The 21,361-nt window shown below is 67.5% G+C and carries 15 protein-coding genes and 1 tRNA gene; 8 read left to right on the plus strand and 8 right to left on the minus strand.

Features of this window, described 5'->3' with window-relative positions; translation table 11 throughout:
• Positions 1-195: 195 nt before the first annotated feature.
• Positions 196-269 (minus strand) — tRNA-Gly (locus tag VJV41_RS26050).
• Between the two features lie 46 nt (positions 270-315).
• Between VJV41_RS26050 and dcd the strand changes: the two genes are divergently transcribed.
• From dcd to VJV41_RS26070, 4 genes are all read left to right on the plus strand, one after another.
• Positions 316-888, plus strand: a complete 573-nt coding sequence (gene dcd / locus VJV41_RS26055; RefSeq protein ID WP_325338678.1) for a dCTP deaminase — start codon at positions 316-318, stop codon at positions 886-888.
• 80 nt (positions 889-968) lie between these two features.
• The gene (locus tag VJV41_RS26060) at positions 969-2,282 is read left to right on the plus strand and encodes an ammonium transporter (RefSeq protein ID WP_325338679.1); all 1,314 of its coding nucleotides are present in this window, start codon (positions 969-971) and stop codon (positions 2,280-2,282) included.
• A gap of 204 nt (positions 2,283-2,486) precedes the next feature.
• Positions 2,487-4,139: a DUF7159 family protein gene (locus tag VJV41_RS26065; RefSeq protein WP_325338681.1), complete on the plus strand. Its 1,653-nt coding sequence runs from the start codon at positions 2,487-2,489 to the stop codon at positions 4,137-4,139.
• A 73-nt stretch (positions 4,140-4,212) separates the two neighbouring features.
• Positions 4,213-5,553, plus strand: a complete 1,341-nt coding sequence (locus tag VJV41_RS26070; protein ID WP_325338682.1) for a UDP-glucose/GDP-mannose dehydrogenase family protein — start codon at positions 4,213-4,215, stop codon at positions 5,551-5,553.
• Here VJV41_RS26070 and VJV41_RS26075 read toward each other — a convergent pair.
• Positions 5,531-6,151, minus strand: coding sequence for a TetR/AcrR family transcriptional regulator (locus VJV41_RS26075; protein ID WP_325338683.1), 621 nt, complete (start codon positions 6,149-6,151; stop codon positions 5,531-5,533). The two genes, VJV41_RS26070 and VJV41_RS26075, sit on opposite strands and share 23 nt — an antisense overlap.
• A gap of 68 nt (positions 6,152-6,219) precedes the next feature.
• On the opposite strand from VJV41_RS26075, the gene VJV41_RS26080 reads away from it, so the two are divergent.
• The 4 genes from VJV41_RS26080 to rfbA are packed head-to-tail and all read left to right on the plus strand — an operon-like array spanning position 6,220 to position 9,514.
• Positions 6,220-7,530, plus strand: coding sequence for a cytochrome P450 (locus VJV41_RS26080; RefSeq protein ID WP_325338684.1), 1,311 nt, complete (start codon positions 6,220-6,222; stop codon positions 7,528-7,530).
• Position 7,531: 1 nt separating this feature from the next.
• The gene (locus VJV41_RS26085) at positions 7,532-8,284 is read left to right on the plus strand and encodes a maleylpyruvate isomerase family mycothiol-dependent enzyme (RefSeq protein WP_325338686.1); all 753 of its coding nucleotides are present in this window, start codon (positions 7,532-7,534) and stop codon (positions 8,282-8,284) included.
• A gap of 19 nt (positions 8,285-8,303) precedes the next feature.
• A complete protein-coding gene (locus VJV41_RS26090; RefSeq protein WP_325338687.1) occupies positions 8,304-8,651 on the plus strand; it encodes a nuclear transport factor 2 family protein in 348 nt (115 codons plus the stop codon).
• Positions 8,651-9,514, plus strand: coding sequence for a glucose-1-phosphate thymidylyltransferase RfbA (rfbA, locus tag VJV41_RS26095; protein WP_325338697.1), 864 nt, complete (start codon positions 8,651-8,653; stop codon positions 9,512-9,514). Before VJV41_RS26090 ends, rfbA begins: the two co-directional genes overlap by 1 nt.
• Here rfbA and VJV41_RS26100 read toward each other — a convergent pair.
• The 6 genes from VJV41_RS26100 to VJV41_RS26125 form a co-directional block, all read right to left on the minus strand.
• On the minus strand, positions 9,487-10,764 hold the full coding sequence (locus VJV41_RS26100; RefSeq protein WP_325338689.1) for a YibE/F family protein: 1,278 nt from the start codon (positions 10,762-10,764) through the stop codon (positions 9,487-9,489). The two genes, rfbA and VJV41_RS26100, sit on opposite strands and share 28 nt — an antisense overlap.
• A gap of 31 nt (positions 10,765-10,795) precedes the next feature.
• Positions 10,796-12,070: a pyridoxal phosphate-dependent aminotransferase gene (locus VJV41_RS26105; protein WP_414685059.1), complete on the minus strand. Its 1,275-nt coding sequence runs from the start codon at positions 12,068-12,070 to the stop codon at positions 10,796-10,798.
• A gap of 66 nt (positions 12,071-12,136) precedes the next feature.
• Positions 12,137-15,100, minus strand: coding sequence for a heterodisulfide reductase-related iron-sulfur binding cluster (locus VJV41_RS26110; RefSeq protein WP_325338690.1), 2,964 nt, complete (start codon positions 15,098-15,100; stop codon positions 12,137-12,139).
• A 108-nt stretch (positions 15,101-15,208) separates the two neighbouring features.
• Positions 15,209-16,954 (minus strand): Hsp70 family protein, encoded by a 1,746-nt coding sequence (locus VJV41_RS26115; RefSeq protein ID WP_325338692.1) that lies wholly within the window; start codon positions 16,952-16,954, stop codon positions 15,209-15,211.
• 109 nt (positions 16,955-17,063) lie between these two features.
• Complete coding sequence (iniR, locus tag VJV41_RS26120) at positions 17,064-19,610, minus strand: isoniazid response ATPase/transcriptional regulator IniR (protein ID WP_325338694.1); 2,547 nt, start codon at positions 19,608-19,610, stop codon at positions 17,064-17,066.
• A 4-nt stretch (positions 19,611-19,614) separates the two neighbouring features.
• Positions 19,615-21,361 (minus strand): Hsp70 family protein (locus VJV41_RS26125; protein ID WP_325338695.1); only part of this gene is annotated, 1,747 nt, incomplete at its 5' end.

Raw genomic sequence — 21,361 nt, forward strand, 5'->3', positions numbered from 1 at the left:
AACCCGCGTTCTCATGCTCGTCCACGACCTCGATGTCAGAATCATCGACGCCTCCACCGGCGAGCTCATCCGCCACCTCACCATCGACACCACCAGGGACTACCAACCCCGCGGAGTCCCCTGCGGACGCCCACGAAAAAAGCCCTGAACCCCCAACGAGGGTTCAGAGCTATTCGGATGTCTTGCAACATCACATGGAGCCGATGACGGGAATCGAACCCGCGTATTCAGCTTGGGAAGCTGATGTTCTGCCATTGAACTACATCGGCCTGTTTGACCACGAAGGCTAACATCCGAGCGGCTACGCTCGACCGCGTGCTGCTCTCCGATCGCGACATCCGTGCCGAAATCGCCGCCGAGCGCCTGAGCATCGATCCCTACGACCCGGACCTGGTGCAGCCGTCGAGCGTCGACGTCCGCTTGGACAGCCTCTTTCGGGTCTTCAACAACACCCGCTACACCCACATCGATCCGTCCATCCAGCAGGACGAGTTGACCAGCCTTGTGCAGCCGGATCCCGGCGAGCCATTCGTGCTCCACCCCGGAGAGTTCGTCCTCGGTTCGACGCTGGAGTTGTGCACCTTGCCCGACGACCTCGCCGGCCGCTTGGAGGGCAAGTCGTCGCTGGGCCGGCTCGGGCTGCTGACCCACTCGACGGCCGGTTTCATCGACCCCGGGTTCTCGGGCCACATCACCCTCGAGCTGTCCAACGTCGCGAACCTGCCGATCACGCTGTGGCCCGGCATGAAGATCGGTCAGCTCTGCCTGCTGCGGTTGACCAGCCCGGCCGAGCACCCCTACGGCAGTGCGCAAGCGGGATCGAAGTACCAAGGTCAGCGCGGCCCCACTCCGTCGCGCTCGTATCAGAACTTCATCAAATCCAGCTGACCCACGGCCGGCTCTGTGAGGATCTGGTAACTCCGACGTAACCGGTTCCCTATGCTCTTGTCCGACCGGAGGGAGCTGTTTTGCAAGCGATCGATCCTGCCGCCACCGCCTGGCTGCTGGCCAGCACCGCACTCGTCCTACTCATGACGCCTGGGCTGGCCATCTTCTACGGCGGCATGGTCCGCACCACCGGCGTGCTCAACATGATCATGATGAGCTTCATATCGATTCCGCTCGTCACGGTGGCGTGGCTGTTGCTCGGCTACACGCTGGCTTTCTCGGAGGACGGCGCCGCCGGCCTGATCGGCAACCTTGCGCACATCGGGATGCTCGGCATCGATCCGAGCACCACGCACGGTGCGGTTCCCGAGCTTCTGTTCGCGACGTTTCAGCTTGCCTTCGCGATCATCACCGCGGCGCTCGTCAGCGGCGCGATCGCCGACCGCGCGAAGTTCGCCGCCTGGATGGTCTTCGTCCCGCTCTGGGTGGTCGCTGTGTATTCGGTAGTCGCGCACTGGGTTTGGGGCCCCGGCGGTTGGCTCTACGAGTTCGGCGTGCTGGACTACGCAGGCGGCCTGGTCGTCGAGATCGTCTCCGGTGCGTCCGCGCTCGCGCTGGCTCTGGTCCTCGGGCCGCGCATCGGCTTCAAGAAAGACGCCATGCGTCCACACAACCTGCCGTTCGTGCTGCTCGGCGTCGGGCTGCTGTGGTTCGGGTGGTTCGGCTTCAACGCCGGTTCGGCCCTGGCGGCCGACGGTAAGGCCTCGGCGATCTTCCTGAACACGCTTGTCGCCGGCTGCCTCGGCATGCTCGGGTGGCTCACGGTCGAGCAGATCCGCGACGGCAGGCCGACGACGTTCGGCGCCGCCTCCGGTGTGGTCGCCGGACTCGTCGCGATCACGCCGTCCTGCGGAACCGTCAACACGCTCGGCGCCGTCGTGGTTGGTCTTGCCGCCGGCATCGTCTGCTCGTTTGCGGTCGGTGCGAAATTCCGGTGGGGTTACGACGACTCACTCGATGTGGTCGGCGTGCACTTCGTCGGCGGGCTCGTCGGCGTGCTGCTGATCGGCCTGCTTGCCACCGAGGTGATGACAGCCGGACCGCAGGGCCTGTTCTACAACGGCGGGTTTGTCCAACTGGGTAAGCAGGCGCTCGGCGCGGTGGTCGTCGCTGTGTACGCGTTCGCGGTTTCCTACGTGCTGGCCAAGTTGATCGACCGGGTGATCGGCTTCCGCATCAGCCCTGAGGACGAGACCAACGGCATCGACTTCGCCCAGCACGCCGAGACCGCATACGCCGAAAACGTGCACGGTCATCTGCCGTCGCGGCGCCCTTCGTCGTTCGGTGACCTGGGTGCGCTGGGACCGCGAACCGAGACTGCCCAAGAAGGCTGACCCATAAGGGAATTTGAACCGCTCAACGCGGGTTGTCGTTGAGCCGAGTAGGGTTTTGATACCGGGCTTGGCGAGCGCCATCAGCTAACGCCGTTCGATGTAACGACCAAGCTGGTCGCGACGATGAAATATCGGGTCGTCGGTCCGAGTGACGTGAGACCTTAATGGAGATCTTGATAGCGTAGCAAACACTTGGAGGGGTCAGTGGACATCGTATTGGGTGTGTCGATGACACCTACGACGGTCCGCATGGTGCTGGTCGAAGGCGATAAGGCTGACGGTGTCACCGTCGATCACGACGTCTTCGACGTCACCGCCGCCGATGGCGGGGCAAATTCGAGCGCGGCCGAACAGGTCGTCTCTGCGGTGCTCGGCACCAAGGAAAGCGCCGCGTCCAGTGGGCATCACCTCAAGTCGATCGGCGTCACGTGGCGTGACCACACCGAAGCGTCCACTCTGCGCGACGCGTTGGCCGCCCACGGCATCGACGACGTCATGCTTGTCTCGGAGAGTCACGCCGCCGCGGCCCTTGCACAGGCGGTCGGTCGCGCCGTCGGTTACGACACCACCGCGCTGTTCTTCATCGACCGCGACACCGCCACGCTGTCGGTGGTTCAGACCGACGACGGCTCCGTCGTGAAGGTGCTGAGCGGCTCCCTTCACAGCGATGACGCGATGGCCGTGCTGACCGACATGGTCGCCGCCGTCGACGCACAGGAACCGCGGCCGCAGGGCATGTTCGTCGTCGGCTCCGGCGTCGATGTGAGTTCGGTCAAGGGACATCTGGAGCATCTCGTCAGCCTCCCGATCAGCGCGCCCGAAGAACCCGAACTCGCTCTCGCCCGCGGTGCGGCGCTGGCCTCTGCCACTGCGCCCGCTTTCGAGGCCACCACGGTCGGCCTGGCCTACTCCCAGGATCCCGACGGAACGACTGCGGGCTCGGTCTACGCCGGCCTTGCCGCCGCGGTAACCCAGATGGCGCCGGTCGGCGGGGCCGATCCGCTGCGCGATGACTATGCGCCGGACACCGACATGGAGCTGCCCGTCGACGAGAGCCGCAAGCCGTTCCTGCTCGTCGGCAGCGCGCTGACGTCGATCTTCGTGGTCGGCGTTGTGGCACTGGTCATTTCGCTCGCCGTCAGCATCCGCCCGACGGTCGACCAGCGGCCGAGCCCGGCGCAAAGCGCGATCGTGCCCAGCGTCCAGGCGCCCGCACCGGCACCGGTGCACGAGGCTCAGCAGCCCGTCGCTCCGCCTGCGCCGCCGCCGCCTGCCGAGACCATCAAGGCGCCCGTGCCCGTCGTGCAGGAAGCGCCTGCCCCGCGCCAGGTGTTCGTCGAGCAGGCGCCGGCACCGCAGGCACCCGCGCCTGCCCCGCCTCCGGCCGCGCCGGCTCCGGTTCCCGAGGCGCCTCCGCCGGCGCCCGTGCTGCCGGCACCGGCCTACATCCCGCCGGTGTACAACCCGTACCTGCCGCCGCCGGTGTACAACCCGTACAACCCGTACCCGCGGAATCCGTGGACGCCGCCCTGGTCACCGCCGACGCCGACGTACACCCCGCCAAAGCCGACGTGGACGCCACCGCCGTGGCCGCAGCCGTGGCCGCAAGAGCCGCAGGAGCCACAGCAGCCGCCGACCCAACAGCCACAGCAGCCACCGTGGCAGTCGCCTGGTTCCGGCTCGGGAAGTTCGGGTGGTTCCGGCTCGGGCAGCTACCCCGGCTCAGGCTCCGGTAGTTACCCCGGCTCGGGCGGCTCTGGTGACTATGGCTCCGGTGGTTCTGGAGGCTCCGGTGGCTCGTCCGGTCGCGGAGGTTCTGGCGGCGGCTGCTTCCTGATCTTCTGCAGCGGCCACTAGCCGTAACCTTCCGTTGGCTTGCCGCTCAGTGTCCCGTAGCGGTTAGCTCATAGGGGCTGCCTATAGAGGCAGTATGCGATGCACCGTCTTCGGCACGGGCTATCTTGGCGCGACGCATGCCGCCGGAATGGCCGAACTTGGGCACGAGGTAATAGGCGTCGACATCGATCCCGGCAAGGTCGCCAAGCTGGCTGCGGGCGACATCCCGTTCTACGAGCCGGGACTGCGAAAGATGTTGAGCGACAACCTTGCTGCAGGTCGGTTGCGCTTCACCACCGACTACGACGACGCGGCCGAATTCGCCGACGTGCACTTCCTCGGCGTCGGAACTCCGCAGAAGAAGGGCGAATACGGCGCTGACCTTCGTCACGTGCATGCCGTGATCGACACGCTGGTGCCGCGCCTTCGGCGGCCCGCGGTGATCGTCGGCAAGTCCACCGTTCCGGTCGGCACAGCCGCCGAGTTGGCGCAGCGCGCCCGCGGCCTGGCCCGCGGGGGCGTGGACGTCGAAGTGGCCTGGAATCCCGAGTTCCTGCGCGAAGGCTTCGCCGTACACGACACGCTTCATCCCGACCGCATTGTGCTTGGAGTGCAAAAGGATTCGATCCGAGCAGAGGCGGCGATCCGCGAGCTCTATGCGCAGCTGCTCGACCAGGATGTGCCGTTCCTTCTGACGGATCTGCAGACCGCCGAACTGGTCAAGGTGTCGGCGAATGCGTTTCTGGCCACCAAGATCTCGTTCATCAACGCGATCTCTGAGGTCTGCGAGGCCGTCGACGCCGACGTCACCCTGCTGGCCGACGCGCTCGGGCATGACCCCCGGATCGGTCGTCGCTTCCTCAACGCCGGCTTGGGTTTCGGCGGTGGCTGTCTGCCCAAGGACATCCGTGCGTTCATGGCGCGGGCGGGTGAACTGGGCGCCAACCATGCGCTGACGTTCCTGCGCGAGGTGGACAGCATCAACATGCGACGCCGCACCCGCATGGTCGAGCTGGCGACCAAGGCGTGCGGCGGCTCCCTGCTCGGAGCCAACGTCGCGGTGCTGGGCGCGGCGTTCAAGCCGGAGTCCGACGACGTCCGTGACTCGCCGGCGCTGAATGTGGCTGGCATGCTTCAGCTCAACGGCGCCACCGTCAACGTCTACGACCCGAAGGCGATGGAGAACTCGCAGCGCCTCTTCCCGACACTGAACTACTCGACGTCGGTGGTGGAGGCCTGCGACCGTGCCGACGCCGTGCTGGTGCTCACCGAATGGCGTGAGTTCGTCGAGCTCGACCCCGACGATCTGGCCCAGACGGTGCGCGCCAAAGTCGTTGTCGACGGCCGCAATTGCCTCGACGTCGAGCGATGGACCCGCGCCGGCTGGCGGGTTTACGCCCTTGGGAAGAGCGTCAACCAGCAGACGCCTGCTTGAGCATCCCGTCGAAGCCTTGCCACAACAGCATGAAGACGAGTTCGACCACGCGCTCGCGTGGGACGTCGCGGTTTTCGTACCACCACGTGGCGACGCCACCACATGCCGACTGCGTGGCGCGGGCAAGAATCCACGCCGCGTCATCGACGGTGATGCCCTTTACGGGTTTGGCGTCACCGGCTCCGAAGCGGATGAGGTCGGCGATGGCTTCGGTGCCGCGGTCGGCGATCTCCTGACAGACCGCCGCGATCTCCGGGTCGGCCGGCGGGTCTCGGTGTAGGAAGCGCCACATGAACGGGTCCTGCTCGACGAACTCGAAGTAGGTCGAGATGCTCGCGCGAACCAGCTCCTCGGCCGACGCGCCCTCGACGCGCCGTAGCGAACGTTCCCTCAGCTGTCCGGCATGTTGCTCGAGGACCGTGATGTGGAGTTCGCGCTTGGAGCCGAAATGGTCGTAGAGGACGGACGGCACGACACCGGCGCGCGCCGCGATGTCCTGCATCTTCGCCTCGGCGTAACCGTGTTGCGCGAAGACTTCGACGGCCGCGGCGAGGATGCGAGCCCGTCGCTCCTCGGCCGGTATCCGCTTCCTTGCCATACCGAATGGTAATTCGGTACGCTGCCATCAGATAACCGAACCGAAATTCGGTTGATCGGAGTGTGGCGATGAAGCAACGGATGCAGTGGCTGGCCCTACACGGGGTCGTCCGCGCGGTATCGAGATTCCTCGCCAGTCGCGGTGATCCACAGGGCCGCTTGATCGCCGACCCGGTCGTGCGGACCAATCCCGCCGCGTTCACCGACGAGCTTCGGGCGCAGGGGCCTATCGTCAAGGGCCGCGCCGTCTACATCACCGTCGACCACAAGATCTGCAACGAGTTGTTGCGATCCGAGGACTTCCACGTCATTGCGATGGGGTCAAACCTGCCCAAGCCGCTGCAATGGGCTGTCGACCGCACGAAACCCGATCTGCTGCATCCGCTTGCGCCGCCGTCCATGCTCACGGTGGAGCCGCCCGACCACACCCGGTACCGCAAGCTGGTCTCGTCCGTGTTCACCACGCGCGCCGTGGCGGGGCTGCGGGACCGAGTGCAGCAGACCGCCGAGGCGCTGCTCGACGAGCTCGCTGGCGATGAGGGGACGGTTGATGTGGTCGAACAGTATTGTTCGCAGCTGCCCGTCACGGTGATCGGCGACATCCTCGGCGTGCCCGACGACGCGCGGCCCCGCATCCTGGAGTTCGGTGAGCACGGCGCGGCGAGTTTGGACATCGGCCTGACGTGGCGTCAGTATCGCGAGGTCTATAGCGCCATCGAAGGTTTCAACCGATGGCTGGCCGGCCACCTGCAGCAGTTGGGGCGCAATCCGGGTGACGACCTGATGAGCCAGATCATCCGGGCATCCGAAGAATCGGAACTCCCGTTGACTCACGACGAGCTGATGGCCACTGCCGGACTGGTGTTGGCCGCCGGTTTCGAGACGACGGTGAACCTGCTGGGCAACGGAATTCGGATGCTGCTCGATACGCCCGAACACCTCGACACGCTTGCGGCCCGCCCCGAGCTGTGGCCGAACGCGGTCGAGGAGATCCTGCGGCTGGAGTCGCCTGTACAACTTTCTGCCCGGATCGCACAGAAAGACACCGACATCGCGGGCACCCTGGTCCGCCGAAACGAAGGCGTCATCCTGTACCTCGCCGGCGCCAACCGCGACCCCAAGGTTTTCACCGACCCGCACCGGTTCGACATCGAACGCGAGAACGCCGGCAAGCACCTGTCGTTCTCCGGCGGCAGGCACTTCTGCCTCGGCGCGGCCCTCGCCCGCGCCGAAGGTGAGGTAGGGCTGCGAACGTTCTTCGAACGATTCCCCGACGCACGCTTGGCCGGCAATGGCGTGCGTCGCGATACGCGTGTACTGCGCGGGTGGTCGACCCTACCGATCGTGCTCGGGAAGGCGCGCACCGCTGTAGGTTCGTAGCGTGGATTTCCGAGCGGCGCTGCTCGACCAGACCCGGGCCTTCGGGGAACTGATCCGCAGTACAGACCCGTCAACGCCAGTACCGACCTGCCCCGACTGGACGCTGAAACAGCTCTTCCGCCACGTCGGGCGCGGAAACCGTTGGGCCGCACAGATCATCGCCGACCGACGGTCAGACGCTCTCGATCCCCGCGAGGTGCGCGACGGTAAACCGCCAGAAGACGCGGACGCCGCCATCGACTGGCTGAACAGGGGTGCGCAACTCATCATCGACGCCGTCGACCGCGTCGGCCCCGAGACACGGGTGTGGACGTTCCTCGGTGCGCGGCCCTGCGGTTGGTGGATCCGCCGGCGCTTGCACGAAGCCACGGTGCACCGCGCCGACGCGGCGTTCGCCCTGGGCGTCGACTACGAGCTGTCGCCTGAGTTGGCCGCCGACGGAATCAGTGAGTGGATCGAGCGCGTCAGCATCGAGGCGAGATCGCAGCCGCTGCCGCTGGAGTTGGGACAGACACTGCATTTACATGCCACCGACGACGGTCTCGGCCCGACGGGTGAGTGGACGATCACCAGCGACGTGGAGGACGGTGTCGCCTGGTCGCACGACCACGGCAAGGGCGACGCCGCGCTTCGCGGACCCGCCAAGGAGCTGCTGCTGGCCGTCGTGCGGCGGCGCAGTGCCGCCGACGGCGGGGTCGAGGTGCTCGGCGACGCTGCCGTGTGGGACCGCTGGCTCGAGCGCACACCGTTCTAGGTGGCGTAGTTTCTCGAACATGAGCACTTCGGAGATCGCGACCGTCCTCGCCTGGCATGACGCGCTCAACGAGCAGGATTTCGACACCTTGCTGCAGGTATCCAGCGACGATATCGAGTTCGGTGATGCGAACGGCGCGGGCCAAGGACATCAAGCCTTGCGGGAGTGGGCGACAGCGTTGGCCGTCACAGCGGCCGACCCAGGCCGGTTGTTCGTCCGTGACGGTGTGGTCGTCGCCGAGGAACAGGACGGCGCGGCGGTGGCATTTCGTGTCGTTCACGACCACGTCACATCGGTCTTCCGCCACGACGATCTCGCCTCCGCGCTTGCCGCGACGGAATTGTCCGAAGAGGACCTCGCCGGGTGATGCGGGGGATCATCCTGGCCGGCGGATCGGGAACCCGGCTGCATCCGATCACGATGGGCGTGTCCAAGCAGCTGTTGCCCGTCTACGACAAGCCGCTGATCTACTACCCGCTCTCGACGCTGATGATGGCCGGAATCCGCGACATCCTGGTCATCAGCACCGCGGCCGATGCCCCGGCCTTTCATCGGTTGCTCGGCGACGGGTCGGCGTTCGGCATCGATGTCAGCTACGCAGTGCAGGACCGGCCCGACGGGCTGGCGCAGGCATTCGTGATCGGCGCCGACCACATCGGGACCGGCTCGGTGGCGTTGGCCTTGGGCGACAACCTTTTCTACGGCCCACGTCTCGGTACCGCGCTGCGCCGCTTCCAAACCGTCGACGGCGGAGCGATTTTCGCGTACTGGGTGGCCAATCCGTCGGCATACGGTGTGGTCGATTTCTCCGACGACGGGACCGCGTTGTCCATCGAGGAGAAGCCCGTAACGCCGAAGTCGCACTACGCGGTGCCGGGCCTGTACTTCTACGACAACGACGTCGTCGAGATCGCGCGGTCGCTGAAGCCGTCGGCGCGAGGCGAGTACGAGATCACCGACATCAACCTGACGTACCTGAACCAGGGCCGGCTGATCGTCGAAACCCTGGACCGCGGTACGGCGTGGCTGGACACCGGAACGTTCGACTCATTGCTGGACGCAAGCGATTTCGTGCGCACGATCGAGCGCCGTCAAGGGTTGAAGATCGGCGTTCCGGAGGAAGTGGCGTGGCGCATGGGTTTCATCGACGATCAGCAGTTGGCGGTACGCGCGAAAACGCTTCTCAAGTCCGGATACGGCGATTACCTACTGGGGCTGCTGGAGCGGTAGCCCCTGTTGTTTGCCGGGTCGCTACGCTCCTGCCCTCCGGACGTCGCCAGCACCGCGGCGATCGCTGTCGTCAGGGGCACCGACAGGGCCAGCGCGATGCCGCCGACGGCCGAGCGGGCGATCTCGATGGCCACGCTTTCGCTCATCAGCACGTCGCCGAGCGACCGGTTGGCGACGGAAAACAGCAGCAGCAGCGGTAGCGCGCTGCCCGCATAGGCCAGCACCAGCGTGTAGACGGTGCTGGCGATGTGGTCGCGGCCAACCCGCATGGCGCCGAGGAAGATTGCTTTGCGGCTGGCGCCGGTCTCGGCCAGCTCGAACGCCGTCGAGGCCTGCGTGACGGTGACGTCGTTGAGCACACCGAGTGAGCCGATGATGAATCCCGCCAGCAGTAATCCGGTGATCGACACGTTGCCCATGTACGCGGCCACTTCGTTGTTCTGATCCTCGGACAGGCCCGTCAGATGAGCCAATTCGATTGCGCCCCAGGATAATAGTGCGGCTAGGACTAGCGCGGCCAGAGTTCCCAACAGTGCCGCGCTGGTGCGCAGGCTCACGCCGTGCGCCAGATAGATGACTGCGTACAGGATGACCGCCGACGCGACCAGCGCGACGGGTATGGCCGCGGCACCGTCGCGCAGAGCTGGCAGCAGGAAGACGACGAGCACCATGAACGCGACGACGATCCCGATCAGCGCCCGCAGCCCGCGCCAGCGGGCGACCGCGACGATCACGACCGCGAACGCCGCGGCTAGCACGATCAGCGGCCAGGTGCGCTCATAGTCGTAGAAGGCATACGTCGTGGACCCGCCCGCATCCACCTGGCGGCTGATCCGGACGTGGTCGCCGGCGGTGAGATGTGGCTGGCCCGGACCGCCGCTGAACTCCAGCAGCGTGTTCGCGCCCTTGTTGGGGCCGGAGTCGATGGCCACCAGGTTCTGCACGCATTGCGAACCCTCGCCCTGGGCTGCGACGGGATCGGCGGTCAGTACCGCGCCGGCCGACGGGCTGCCGCACGCGGCCAACTTGCTGGACAGCACGTGTCCGGATTCGGTGGTCACCGCGCCGCCGGCCGCGTTCTGGAACGGTAGCGGAATGTCGACTTTCTGGTGGCTCGGCCACAGCCACACCGCGCCGGTCAGGACGGCCACCCCGATGGCGACGAGCAGGCCGACGACGATCTTGGCCGCCAGCGGGCCCAGCGGCGCAGGGCCGGTTAGCGAGTGCGAGTGGGCGTGCGAATGCGTCACGCGGCCAGGGTAGAGGCCGACCCTGGACGGCCTACTGCCGGTAGCTGGCGAGGAAGTTGCCCAACCGCTCGATGGCGTTGGCCAGATCACGCGCCCACGGCAGCGTCACGATGCGCAGGTGATCCGGTGTCGGCCAATTGAAGCCGGTGCCCTGAGTCACCAGGATCTTCTCCTGCAGCAGAAGGTCGAGCACCAACTGCTCGTCGTCCTCGATGTCGTAGACCTCGGGATCCAGCCGTGGGAACGCGTAAAGCGCGCCCTCGGGCTTCACGCAGGACACGCCTGGGATCTCGTTGAGCTTGGTCCATGCCACGTCGCGCTGCTCGAGCAGCCGTCCTCCGGGCAGCACCAGATCGTCGATGCTCTGATGGCCGCCGAGCGCGACCTGGATCGCGTGCTGCGCAGGCACATTGGGGCACAGCCGCATATTGGCCAGCAGGCTGATGCCCTCGATGAAACTCTCGGCGTGTTCTTTGGGACCGGTGATAACCAGCCAACCAGACCGGTAGCCGGCGACGCGGTACGCCTTCGACAATCCATTGAAGGTCAGCGTCAACACATCCGGCGCCACCGACGCCATCGCGATGTGCTTGGCGTCGTCGTAGAGGATCTTGTCGTAGATCTCGTCGGCCAACAGCAGCAGCTGATGCTTGCGCGCGAGATCGGCCATCTGGTTGAGGATTTCGCGGCTATAAACCGCACCGGTCGGGTTGTTCGGGTTGATCACGACGATCGCCTTGGTGCGGTCGGTGATCTTCGACTCCAGGTCGGCGATGTCGGGCATCCAGCCCTGTGTCTCGTCGCACAGGTAGTGCACCGGGGTGCCGCCGGCCAGCGAGGTGCAGGCGGTCCACAGCGGATAGTCCGGTGCGGGGATCAACACCTGGTCGCCGTTGTCCAGCAGCGCCTGCAGCGTCATCTGGATGAGCTCGGAGGCGCCGTTGCCGAGATAGACGTCGTCGACGTCGAATTTGGGGAAGCCCTCCACGAGTTCGTAACGAGTGAACACCGCGCGACGGGCCGGCATGATGCCCTTGGAATCCGAGTAGCCCTGCGCGTATGGCAGCGCCTGGATGATGTCGCGCATGATGACGTCGGGAGCCTCGAAGCCGAACGGCGCGGGGTTGCCGATGTTCAGCTTGAGGATGCGGTGCCCCTCGGCCTCCAGCCGTGACGCGTGCTCGTGTACCGGCCCACGGATCTCGTACAGGACGTCCTGTAGCTTGGACGACTGCGTGAACGTGCGCTGCCGCGAGTGGTGGCCGGTCGCATGCCACGGCACTTGGTGGGTAGTCACGCCCACCATGGTCTCACTGCCGTCCAGCGATTTTGTAAAAACGCAGGTCACCGCGCACGCGAGGAGCGCAAATGGCTACCGCTTGCCGGGCGGACGTGCACCTTTCGCGATTCCCAGGCCCTTCACCGGCGGCGCCGACTTCTCCCCGTTGCCCTCGGCGGAAGGCTCAGGCGCAGCGGCCGATTCGCCGTCGGCCTGCGGCTCGGGCTGCGGCGCAGCGGGTTTCGGTGCCGCTGGCGCCTTCTTCGCGCCTGGCCGCCGGGCGCCCGGTGCGATACCGAGGCCCTTGACGGGAGGCTCGGTCGCAGTCGGTTCAGGCTCGGTGGCCGTCGACTGCGGTTCCGTTGCCGTCGAGGCTGGTTCGGCGGCAGGCGTCGGCGCGGCCGTCTTGGCGCCAGGACGGCGTGCCCCGGCCGCGATGCCGAGGCCCTTGACTTCGGGTTCGGGCTTGGCAGGCGCCTCTGCGGCCGGTGCTTCGGCGGCTGGTGCGGCCTTCTTCGCACCTGGACGCTTGGCGCCTGCGGCGATGCCCAGCCCCTTGGCGGGTGGTGCTGCGGCCGCCGGTGCTTCACCGGCGGCGGGGGCCGCCGTCTTCTTTGCGCCTGGACGCTTCGCGCCGCCTGCGATACCGAGGCCGGTCACCGGCTTCGTCTCACCTGCGGTCGCAGTCGATGGGGTGGGTTCCGGCTTGGCTTCCGGTTCGGCGACCGCGGTAGCGGCCTCTGCCTTCGGTGCGGCTTCGGCCTTCCTGGCGGCGCGTTCCTCGGTTTCCTTTGCGGCCGTGCCTTTTTCGGGCAGCGTGACGCTGTCCTTGTCCAGCGAACCCAGCAACAGCTGAGCCACGTCGAGCACCTCGGCCTTCGGCACGTCATTGGCGGCGGCGACATCGTCGACACCGTCAGTGATCATCACGCGACAGAACGGGCAGCCGGTCGCGATCTTCGACGCGCCGGTGTCCAGTGCCTCCTCGACGCGTTCGTGGTTGACGCGCTTGCCGATGTGTTCTTCCATCCACATCCGTGCACCGCCCGCGCCGCAGCACAGGCCGCGGTCGGCGTGGCGCGGCATCTCGGTCAGCTTCGCGCCGGATGCGCCGATCAGCTCGCGCGGCGCGTCGTAGACCTTGTTGTGCCGGCCCAGGTAGCACGGGTCGTGGTAGGTGATGTCGGCGCCCTGCCCGTCTGAATCGACCGCTTTTACGGGCACCAGCTTCTTGTCCCGGATCAGCCGGTTCAGCAGCTGCGTGTGGTGCAGCACGGTGTAGTTGCCACCGACCTGCGGGTACTCGCGGCCCAGCGTGTTGAAGCAGTGTGGGCAGGTCACGACGACCTTGCGGTCCACCCGCTCCACACCCTCGAACAGGTCGTTGAGCGTCTCGACGTTCTGCGCGGCCAGCTGCTGGAACAGGAACTCGTTGCCCGAGCGGCGGGCCGAGTCGCCGTTGCAGGTCTCACCCTCGCCGAGCACCAGATACTTCACACCCGCGATGGCCAGCAGTTCGGCGACGGCCTTGGTGGTCTTCTTCGCACGGTCCTCGTAGGCGCCGGCGCAACCGACCCAGAACAGATACTCGTAGCCCTCGAAGGACTCGACGTCCTTGCCGTAGACGGGCACGTCGAAGTCGACCTCGTCGATCCAGTTGGTGCGATCCTTGGAGTTCTGACCCCACGGATTGCCCTTGGCCTCAAGGTTTTTGAACAGCACACCGAGTTCGGACGGGAACTCCGACTCCATCATCACCTGGTAGCGGCGCATGTCGACGATGTGGTCGATGTGCTCGATGTCCACCGGGCACTGCTCGACGCACGCGCCGCACGTCGTGCAGGACCACAGCACGTCGGGGTCGATCACGCCTAGCTGTTCTGCCGTGCCCACCAGCGGCCGCGTGGCCTGCTCGGGTCCGGAGCCCATCACCCGCTCGAAACCGGACTCGGGGACGTGGTGTTCCTCGTCGTGCTTCTCGCCGCGGAGTTCTTCGCCGACGCCGCCCTCCGGGGTGTTCTCCAGCGGGGTCTCCTTGTCGCCAAGGATGTAGGGCGCCTTGGCGAACAGGTGGTCGCGCAAATTCATGATCACGAGCTTGGGAGACAGCGGCTTGCCGGTGTTCCAGGCCGGGCACTGCGACTGGCAGCGGCCGCACTCCGTACAGGTGGTGAAGTCGAGATAGCCCTTCCAGGTGAAGTCCTCGATCTTGCCGCGGCCAAGCACTGCGTCTTCGGCGGGATCCTCGAAGTCGATCGGAACGCCCTTCGACTCCACCGGTAGCAGCGGGCCAAGCGCATCGGGCAGCCGCTTGAACGTGACGTTGAGCGGGGCCAGGCCGATGTGCAGGTGCTTGGAGTGCAGCACGATCAACAGGAAGACCAGCATCACGCCGATGTGCAGCAGCAGCGCGATCGTCTCGATCCACTCGTTGGCGGTGTGACCGAGCGGGTTCAGGACCCAGCCCATGAGTTGCGAGAAGAACGCGCCGTTGCCGTAGGGCAGGTTGTCGGTGTTCACCGCCGAACCGCGGACCAGTGCGTACGTCCAGATGACGTTGAAGATCATGAACAGGATCAGCCAGGCGCCGCCGGTGTGCGATCCGTAGAACCGGGAATCGCGGCCGTGCTTCTTGGGCTCGCGCACGACGCGGATGATCGCGAACGTGATGATGCCGAGCAGCACTGCGACGGCGAAGAAGTCCTGCAGGAAGCCCAGCCCGTCCCAGCGGCCGATGAATGGGATGTGGAAGTCGTGGACGAACAGAAGGCCGTACGCCTCGAGGTAGACCGAGCCGAGGATGAAGAAGCCCCACATCGTGAAGAAGTGGGCGAGGCCGGGGATCGACCAGCGCAGCAGCCGGGTTTGCCCGAACACCTCTTTGACCTGGGTGGTGATGCGTGTGCCGAGGTGGTCCTTGCGTCCGTGCTCGTCGCTGGTGGACTGCCCCGAACGGATCAGGCTCGTCAGCCACAAGACTCGCTTGGCGGCGAACACCAGTACTAGTGCTGTCAGTCCCAGCCCGACGACAAGCCTGATCAGCATCTGGGTATCCACCGCGTGCCTCCCGTTTCCTAAGTTACCGAACAGTAACTTACAGTACGTTACTAGCCGGTAACTTTCGCTTGATGCCTGCTCATAGTTGCATCTTGCGCGGAAACGTCGCTACCAAGGCTGCCCTAACTGAGCCTTGGGCGCGGTTGTGGCACCTCCGCTGCCCGTGCCCGGATCGATCGGCGGAGTGGTCGCGCCCGTCCCGCCGCTGCCGGTGCCGGGGTCGATCGGAGGCGGCGTCTTCCCGCTTCCGCCAGTGCCCGGATCGATCGGCGGTGGCGATGGCGTCGTCGTAGTGGGTGGTGTCGTAGTGGGTGGTGTCGTGGTGGTCGGAGGTGTGGTGGTCGTAGTCGTCGTGGTTGGCGTGGTGGTCGTCGGCTCTGTCGTCGTCGACGGGGCCGGCGGTTGCTGGGTTGCGGGTGCCTGGGTTCGCGGCTGCTGTGGCGCCGGGTATGACCGCTGGGCGGGCTTCTGCATCACGACCGTCGTGACTTCTTGGGTGGCCTGCGGCGCCGGGGGTGCTGGGAGAGGCGCCGACGCCGCAGGAGCCGGGGAGGTGGTCGAGGCGGTCGCTGCTTCAACCGGGGTTGTGGTGGTGTCGCTGAGCAAGGTGATCCCGAACACCGCGCTGGCGATAATCGCCGCGGCGGCCGAGAGACCGAACAGCACAAGCGGACCACGCCGCGGCGGCTCCTCGTCCTGCCATTCCTCGTGACGGAAGTGCACCTCCGGGCGGGAGTCCGTCACGTCGTTGTAGGGCAGCACGTCCTCGCTGGAGTCGTCTTGAGACCAGGCCAACGCTTCCTCGTGGGAAACCAGGGACACGGTCACCGGCGCTGCGGCAGGAGCGGTCGGCGTCAGGGCGGTCGCCGTGTCGGCGATGCGGCTGCGGTTGGCGATCAGCGCGGCCCCTTCGGCAGCGGTCAGTTGCGGGTGCGGTGTCGTCACGACGGGCGCACGCAGATGTTCGGACAGCCGCTGGGTGATCAGCGGAATGCGCGCGCCTCCGCCGACCGTCGCGACGGCCGAAACATTTGCGACGGGCACGCGGTAGCGGTCCAGCGTGTCGTCAAGCGCGGCAAGGAAATCCGTTAGCGGCTCCTGGATCAGATCTTCGAGCTCGGTACGCGTCACTCGGATATCCCCGCGGTACCCGGGAACGTCGGCCGCGATCGCCGTCGACGTCTCCGCAGACATCCGCTCCTTGGCGCCTCGGCATTCCTCGCGCAGCCGCACCAGCGAGCCGACCATCGCGGTGCTCGCCGGATCGGCCTGCGACGCGTCCAACAGCCCGACCACGACGTACCTGAGCAGCGCCTGGTCGATCTGATCACCGGAGAAGTCGGAGACGCGGACGGTCTCGCCGATGGGCGCGTAGTTCGACGCCGCATCGGCCAGCGTGATGCTGGTGCCGCTGCCGCCGAAGTCGCACAGGGCGATCACGCCGTGCGTGGGCAGACCGGGCTTGGCCCGTAGAGCCGTCAGCGCGGCGGTGGCGTCGGATACCACCGGCACACCGTCGCGCAGGTTGCGGCGAAGTGTGTCGACAACCGGCGCGCGCCAGTGCGCGGGAACGGTGACGGCCATCTCGCCGACCCGCATGCCGTCGGTCAGCGAGTGGGCCATCGCGCCCAGCGCCTCGGCGACCAGCCGCTCGGAGTTGTGCTTGGAGCCGTCGGGGGCCACCAGCGGAACGGGGTCACCGACTCGGTCGACGAAGCCGGTGAGCCGTCGTCCCTGCAGCGTGACCTCCGCGGGGTGGATGGCGGCGGTGTGCCCGTCGCGGGTACCGGCGATGTTGGTCGCGCCGACGGACAGGCCGAGTGAATATCCGTGATTGCCTGGGGAATTCAACATGCGAACGACGGTATGGCGATCGGCGGGCCAGCAAATCCGGTGCTGGACCCCTGGCTGGCGCGGTCCCTATGGGGAATTCGGATTAGGGGATGTGGGCCCGTTGGGGGATTCAGCCCTGGGGGGCGAGCATCGCGCGCAGCATCGAGAGCATCTCCGAACGCGATTCGGCGCCCAGCCGGCGGCGGATCCGCGCGACGTGGTGCTCGACGGTCTTGGCCGAGATGAACAGCTGACTGCCGATGTCGCGGTACGGCATGCCGAGCAGCAACAGCTCGGCGACCTCGCGTTCGCGGTCCGACAGCCTGGAAGATGTCGGCCGCGACGGCGTGCTGCGCGCCACTTCGGTGACCGCGGCGGGTTCGACGCCTGGCGCCTCGTCGACGGGGACGGTCTGTTTGAGGTCGCGCGCCAGCTGCAGCATCGCGCCGGACACCCGCCCGTCGGGCGTCTGCAGGGCGGCCTGACTGGCCAGCCGCGTCGCATCCGACGTCAGGCCGAATTGCGACAAGCCCCGCGCCGCCGCGGTCACCTCGTCGGTGTCGACGTGGTTGGCCAGCACCCGCAGCCAGGTGCGGCCGGCGTTGGCCAGTGCTTTGGCGAACGCGCTGTGGGCTCCGTCTTGTCGGCTGGCGGCGGTCAACGCCTGGCCGTGCGGCGCCACGGCTTCCGGTGAGTTGGCCAGGATGCCGGCGTGTACGCCGGCCCAGTGCAGCGGCACCGACCACAGCAGTGGCTTGCCGAGCGACTCGAGCAGTGCGAACGCCTCGGCGAGCGTGTGCTCGAGCCGGTCGACCTGACGCATTCGCGCGGCAGCCATCCACAGCTCGCCCAGCGGCAGCAATGCGAACAGGTCGACGGAGTACTCGGCGAGCACTTCCATCGCGGCATACCAGTGCTTTTGCACGGCGCCGCTGTCACCGCTGCGGCGCGCGATCGCCGTCTGCAACGCCGCGGCCCACAGCGCGTCCCTGCGGTGCAGCGTCGCGTCGACGGTCGACGTGACGTCGGCTGTCGCGGCCGGCAGTTGTCCGTCCTGCATCCGGACCCAGCCCAGCAGCAGCCGATGCCGGTGGGAGAAGAAGGATTCGTCGACGGTGTCTGTTTGGCTACCGGCTCGCACGGCCCGGCCGATCACACTGCGGGCCCGAACCGGGTCGCCGCCGTGCAGGGCGGCCAGCGTCACGAGTGCGGCCGGAGAGTCGGGCGCGACGCCGGGCTGGTGCTGTTCTGCGGTGATCGACTGACCCAGCCGCGCGACGGCGACCGGGAACGGCTGATCGAGCGACAGCATGAGACCTTCGGCGAGGCTGCGCGCGGCGCGCGCCGTCGACGTCGGCGGCCCGGCGCTCTCAGCGCTCAATGCCGCCCTCGCCGAATCGAGGTCACCCGTCGCGACCGCCACGATCGCGCCCGCGGCGCTGACGAACGCGTCGGGATACGGCCCGAGCCACCGGAACAGGTCGGCGGCCTGAGCCGCGCTGCCGTCGTGCATGGCGATGCTCGCCGCGATCCTCACCGCGGCGGCGCGTTCGGCCGTGTCCTCGCTGCCGAGCAATTCATCGGCCAGCCGGCCGGCGGTGGCGCAGTCACCGGTCAACGCGAGCGCGTCGGCTAGGCGCGTGTTGAGCGCCGTCGCCCCGGCGTCCGCGGCGGCGCGATACAGCCGCGCCGCTCTGGCGGGTTGGCCATGGCTGCGGGAAGCCAAGTCCGCCAGCGCATTCGCAAGCCGGTCATCGCGCAATCCGTGCTCCGCTAATCGAAGCGCGAGATCGCCTGAAAGCGTTGACAATTCGACCTGCGAAACAAGCAGGGAAATCTCGGTGTCGTGGTGGCGAGTGTTGCCGATGATTTGAGCGATGCAGCGGTGCACCGTCCGCAGGAAGGCGTGGCTGTGTGACGGCTCGATCAACCCGCTGGCACGGGCGCGGTCGACCAGTCGCTGCGCCTCGTCAGCGGCCACCCCGAGCGCGGCCGCGACGTCGTCTGACCCGAGCTCGGGGCTGAGCGAGGACACCAGCAGCGCGTCGAGCACCGGTTCGTCGAGCCGGCGCAGCCCTCCGATCAGGGCGAACTTCGCGGCCTGCATGATCGCCGTCGCGGGTGCTTCGCCATCGGGCGACGCGGCTGCGGCGATTGCGGGCCGCAGCAGGAACGGCAGCCCGGCCGTCGCGACCATCAATGAGCGCACGATCTCGGAAGTCGGTGGGGCGCCGAGTGTTTCGGCCGCCGCGCGGCCCACCTCCTGCGGTGTCAGAGCACCGAGTGACACCACGGGGTTCTCGCGTTCCATCGTGGTGGCCAGGGAACGCAGCGACGAATGGTGCGCGAGCGGTTGGGCGGCGACCACGATCGTCGACGCGGGATCGGCCGCCAGCTCGGTCAGTGCGCCGAGTTCGGCGTCGTCGAGCAGATGCGCGTCGTCGATCACAACCGCGGCGCTCGTGTCGTCACCGTCACGCGGCGGTCTTGTCAGCACCGTTACCCCCGCGTCCCGCAGCGCCGCGCGGATCGCGGCGAGAACCGAAGTCTTGCCGGTGCCGATGCCTCCGGAGACCAGTACCTTGATCGCCGCGGTGGGAGCGGAGACCAGTGTGGCCACGGCGTCTCGCGCGGCCGGCGGAATGTCGGTCAGCGGATCGGGCGCCGGTCTGGCCATGGGCTCACGGCTGGGTGTTTGTCACGGGCGACAGCGCGGCGGCCGTCGTCGTCGTGACCACCGAGGTCGTCGGCGGCTTGGAGGTCGTCGTCGTCGGCGGCGTCGTGGTGGTGGTGGGCGGGGTTGTCGTAGTCGTGGTTGTGGTCGTCGTGGTTGTGGTGGTCGTTGTGGTCGTTGTGGTGGTCGTGGTGGTCGTCGGCGACGTTGTCGTCTCGCTGGACGGTGTTGGGGAAGGCGCGACTGTCGTGCTCGGCCTACCGTCGGAGCCGGTCACGGTCACCGTCTGCGGTGCCCCTTGCGTGGGCGGTTCGGTTGGCGAAGGCCCGGTTTCGACATGCGTGGCCGTCTCGGTCACCGGGCTGCTGCTGCCACTCGTGCTGGTAAGCGTGACCGCGAGGCCGCCGACCGCGAGCAGTGCCGCCGCTGCCGCCGCGCCGAAGAGAATGGGCGGGCGCTTGTACCACGGCAGTGGCCCCGGCTCCTCGCCGTAGCCCTCCTCCTCGTGGGCGAACGCCATCTGCGGGCGGGCACCCGTCGCACCCGCCTCGAAGGTGTAGTCGTCGCCCGAGTAGGGCACGGGCTCGCCGGTCGGCGAATCGTCTTGCGACCACGCCAGCGCCCGGAAGGTCGCCGACCCGGCACCGTCGGACGCCGATTCGGTCGCGGCCAATCCCGCAGCGCCTGCGGCCCAGCCCGCGGCGGCCATGCTCGTCGGGGCGTCGGCCGCGGCCGCCATCCCTGTTGGCGCGTCCGCCGCCAGGCCGGTGTCGGCCACCAGCGCAGCTCCGGCCGCGACGTTGAGCTGCGACTGCGGCGTCGTCACGACCGACGCCCGCAACCGCTCGGACAGCTGCTGAGTGACGAGCGGGATGTTGGCTCCGCCGCCGACTGTCGCGACGGCTGAAACATTCGCGACAGGAATGTTGTTGCGCTGCAACGTTTCCTCGATCGCGGCGAGCAGCCCCGCGAGCGGTGCGGAGACGAGGCTCTCGAGCTCGGTGCGGGTCACCCGGATGTCGGAGTTGAAGCCGGGCAGCTCGGCGTGCACGGCAGTAGCCGTCTCGGCCGACAGCCGTTCCTTGGCCTGCCGGCACTCGTCACGCAGCCGGGCCAGCGATCCGAGTCCCAGGGTGCCGGTCGGGTCGGCGTTGTTGGCTTCGGCGATGCCTGCGACCACATGGTCGAGCAGTGCCTGGTCGATCAGGTCGCCGGAGAAGTCGGCGTAGCGGACCGTCTCGCCGATCGCATCGAAGTTCGCGCCCGCGTCGGCCAGCGTGATGCTGGTTCCGCTGCCGCCCAGATCGACCAGCGCGACGACGCCGTTCGACGGCAGCCCTGGCGCGGCCTGCAACGCGGACAGCGCTGCGATCGAATCGGGAATGAGCGCCGCGGGCACGCCGTCGGGCGCGAGGCTCGGCTTGGCCCGCAGTGCACCGCGCAGTGCGCCGACGGTGGCCGCGCCCCAGTGCGCGGGTACGGCGATGGCAATCGGGGCACCACCGCCCACCGTGCGCGCCATCGCGTCGAGGGCCTCGACGAGCACACGCTCGCCGCTGTGTGGGGAGCCGTCGGCGGCCACCAGCGGCACCGGGTCGCCGACCCGCTCGACGAAGCCACTGAGCACCAGTCCAGGCTGGGCCAAGTTGGGGTTCTCGCCAGGCACGCCGACCTCGGGGGCACGGTCATTGAACAATGTGAGGACTGATCGGCGCATGACCGGCGGCTGGCCGATGCGGGCCGCCACCAAGTTG

It is taken from the genome of Mycobacterium sp. (assembly GCF_035274705.1).
Taxonomy (GTDB): Bacteria; Actinomycetota; Actinomycetes; order Mycobacteriales; family Mycobacteriaceae; genus Mycobacterium.

Bases quoted from the DNA above. Each gene is read 5' to 3' on its own strand.
- VJV41_RS26075 (WP_325338683.1), bottom strand. From the start codon at position 6,151: ATGGCAAGGAAGCGGATACCGGCCGAGGAGCGACGGGCTCGCATCCTC.
- iniR (WP_325338694.1), bottom strand. From the start codon at position 19,610: ATGGCCAGACCGGCGCCCGATCCGCTGACCGACATTCCGCCGGCCGCG.
- VJV41_RS26090 (WP_325338687.1), top strand. From the start codon at position 8,304: ATGAGCACTTCGGAGATCGCGACCGTCCTCGCCTGGCATGACGCGCTC.
- VJV41_RS26080 (WP_325338684.1), top strand. From the start codon at position 6,220: ATGAAGCAACGGATGCAGTGGCTGGCCCTACACGGGGTCGTCCGCGCG.
- VJV41_RS26070 (WP_325338682.1), top strand. From the start codon at position 4,213: ATGCGATGCACCGTCTTCGGCACGGGCTATCTTGGCGCGACGCATGCC.
- rfbA (WP_325338697.1), top strand. From the start codon at position 8,651: ATGCGGGGGATCATCCTGGCCGGCGGATCGGGAACCCGGCTGCATCCG.
- VJV41_RS26105 (WP_414685059.1), bottom strand. From the start codon at position 12,070: ATGGTGGGCGTGACTACCCACCAAGTGCCGTGGCATGCGACCGGCCAC.
- VJV41_RS26115 (WP_325338692.1), bottom strand. From the start codon at position 16,954: ATGTTGAATTCCCCAGGCAATCACGGATATTCACTCGGCCTGTCCGTC.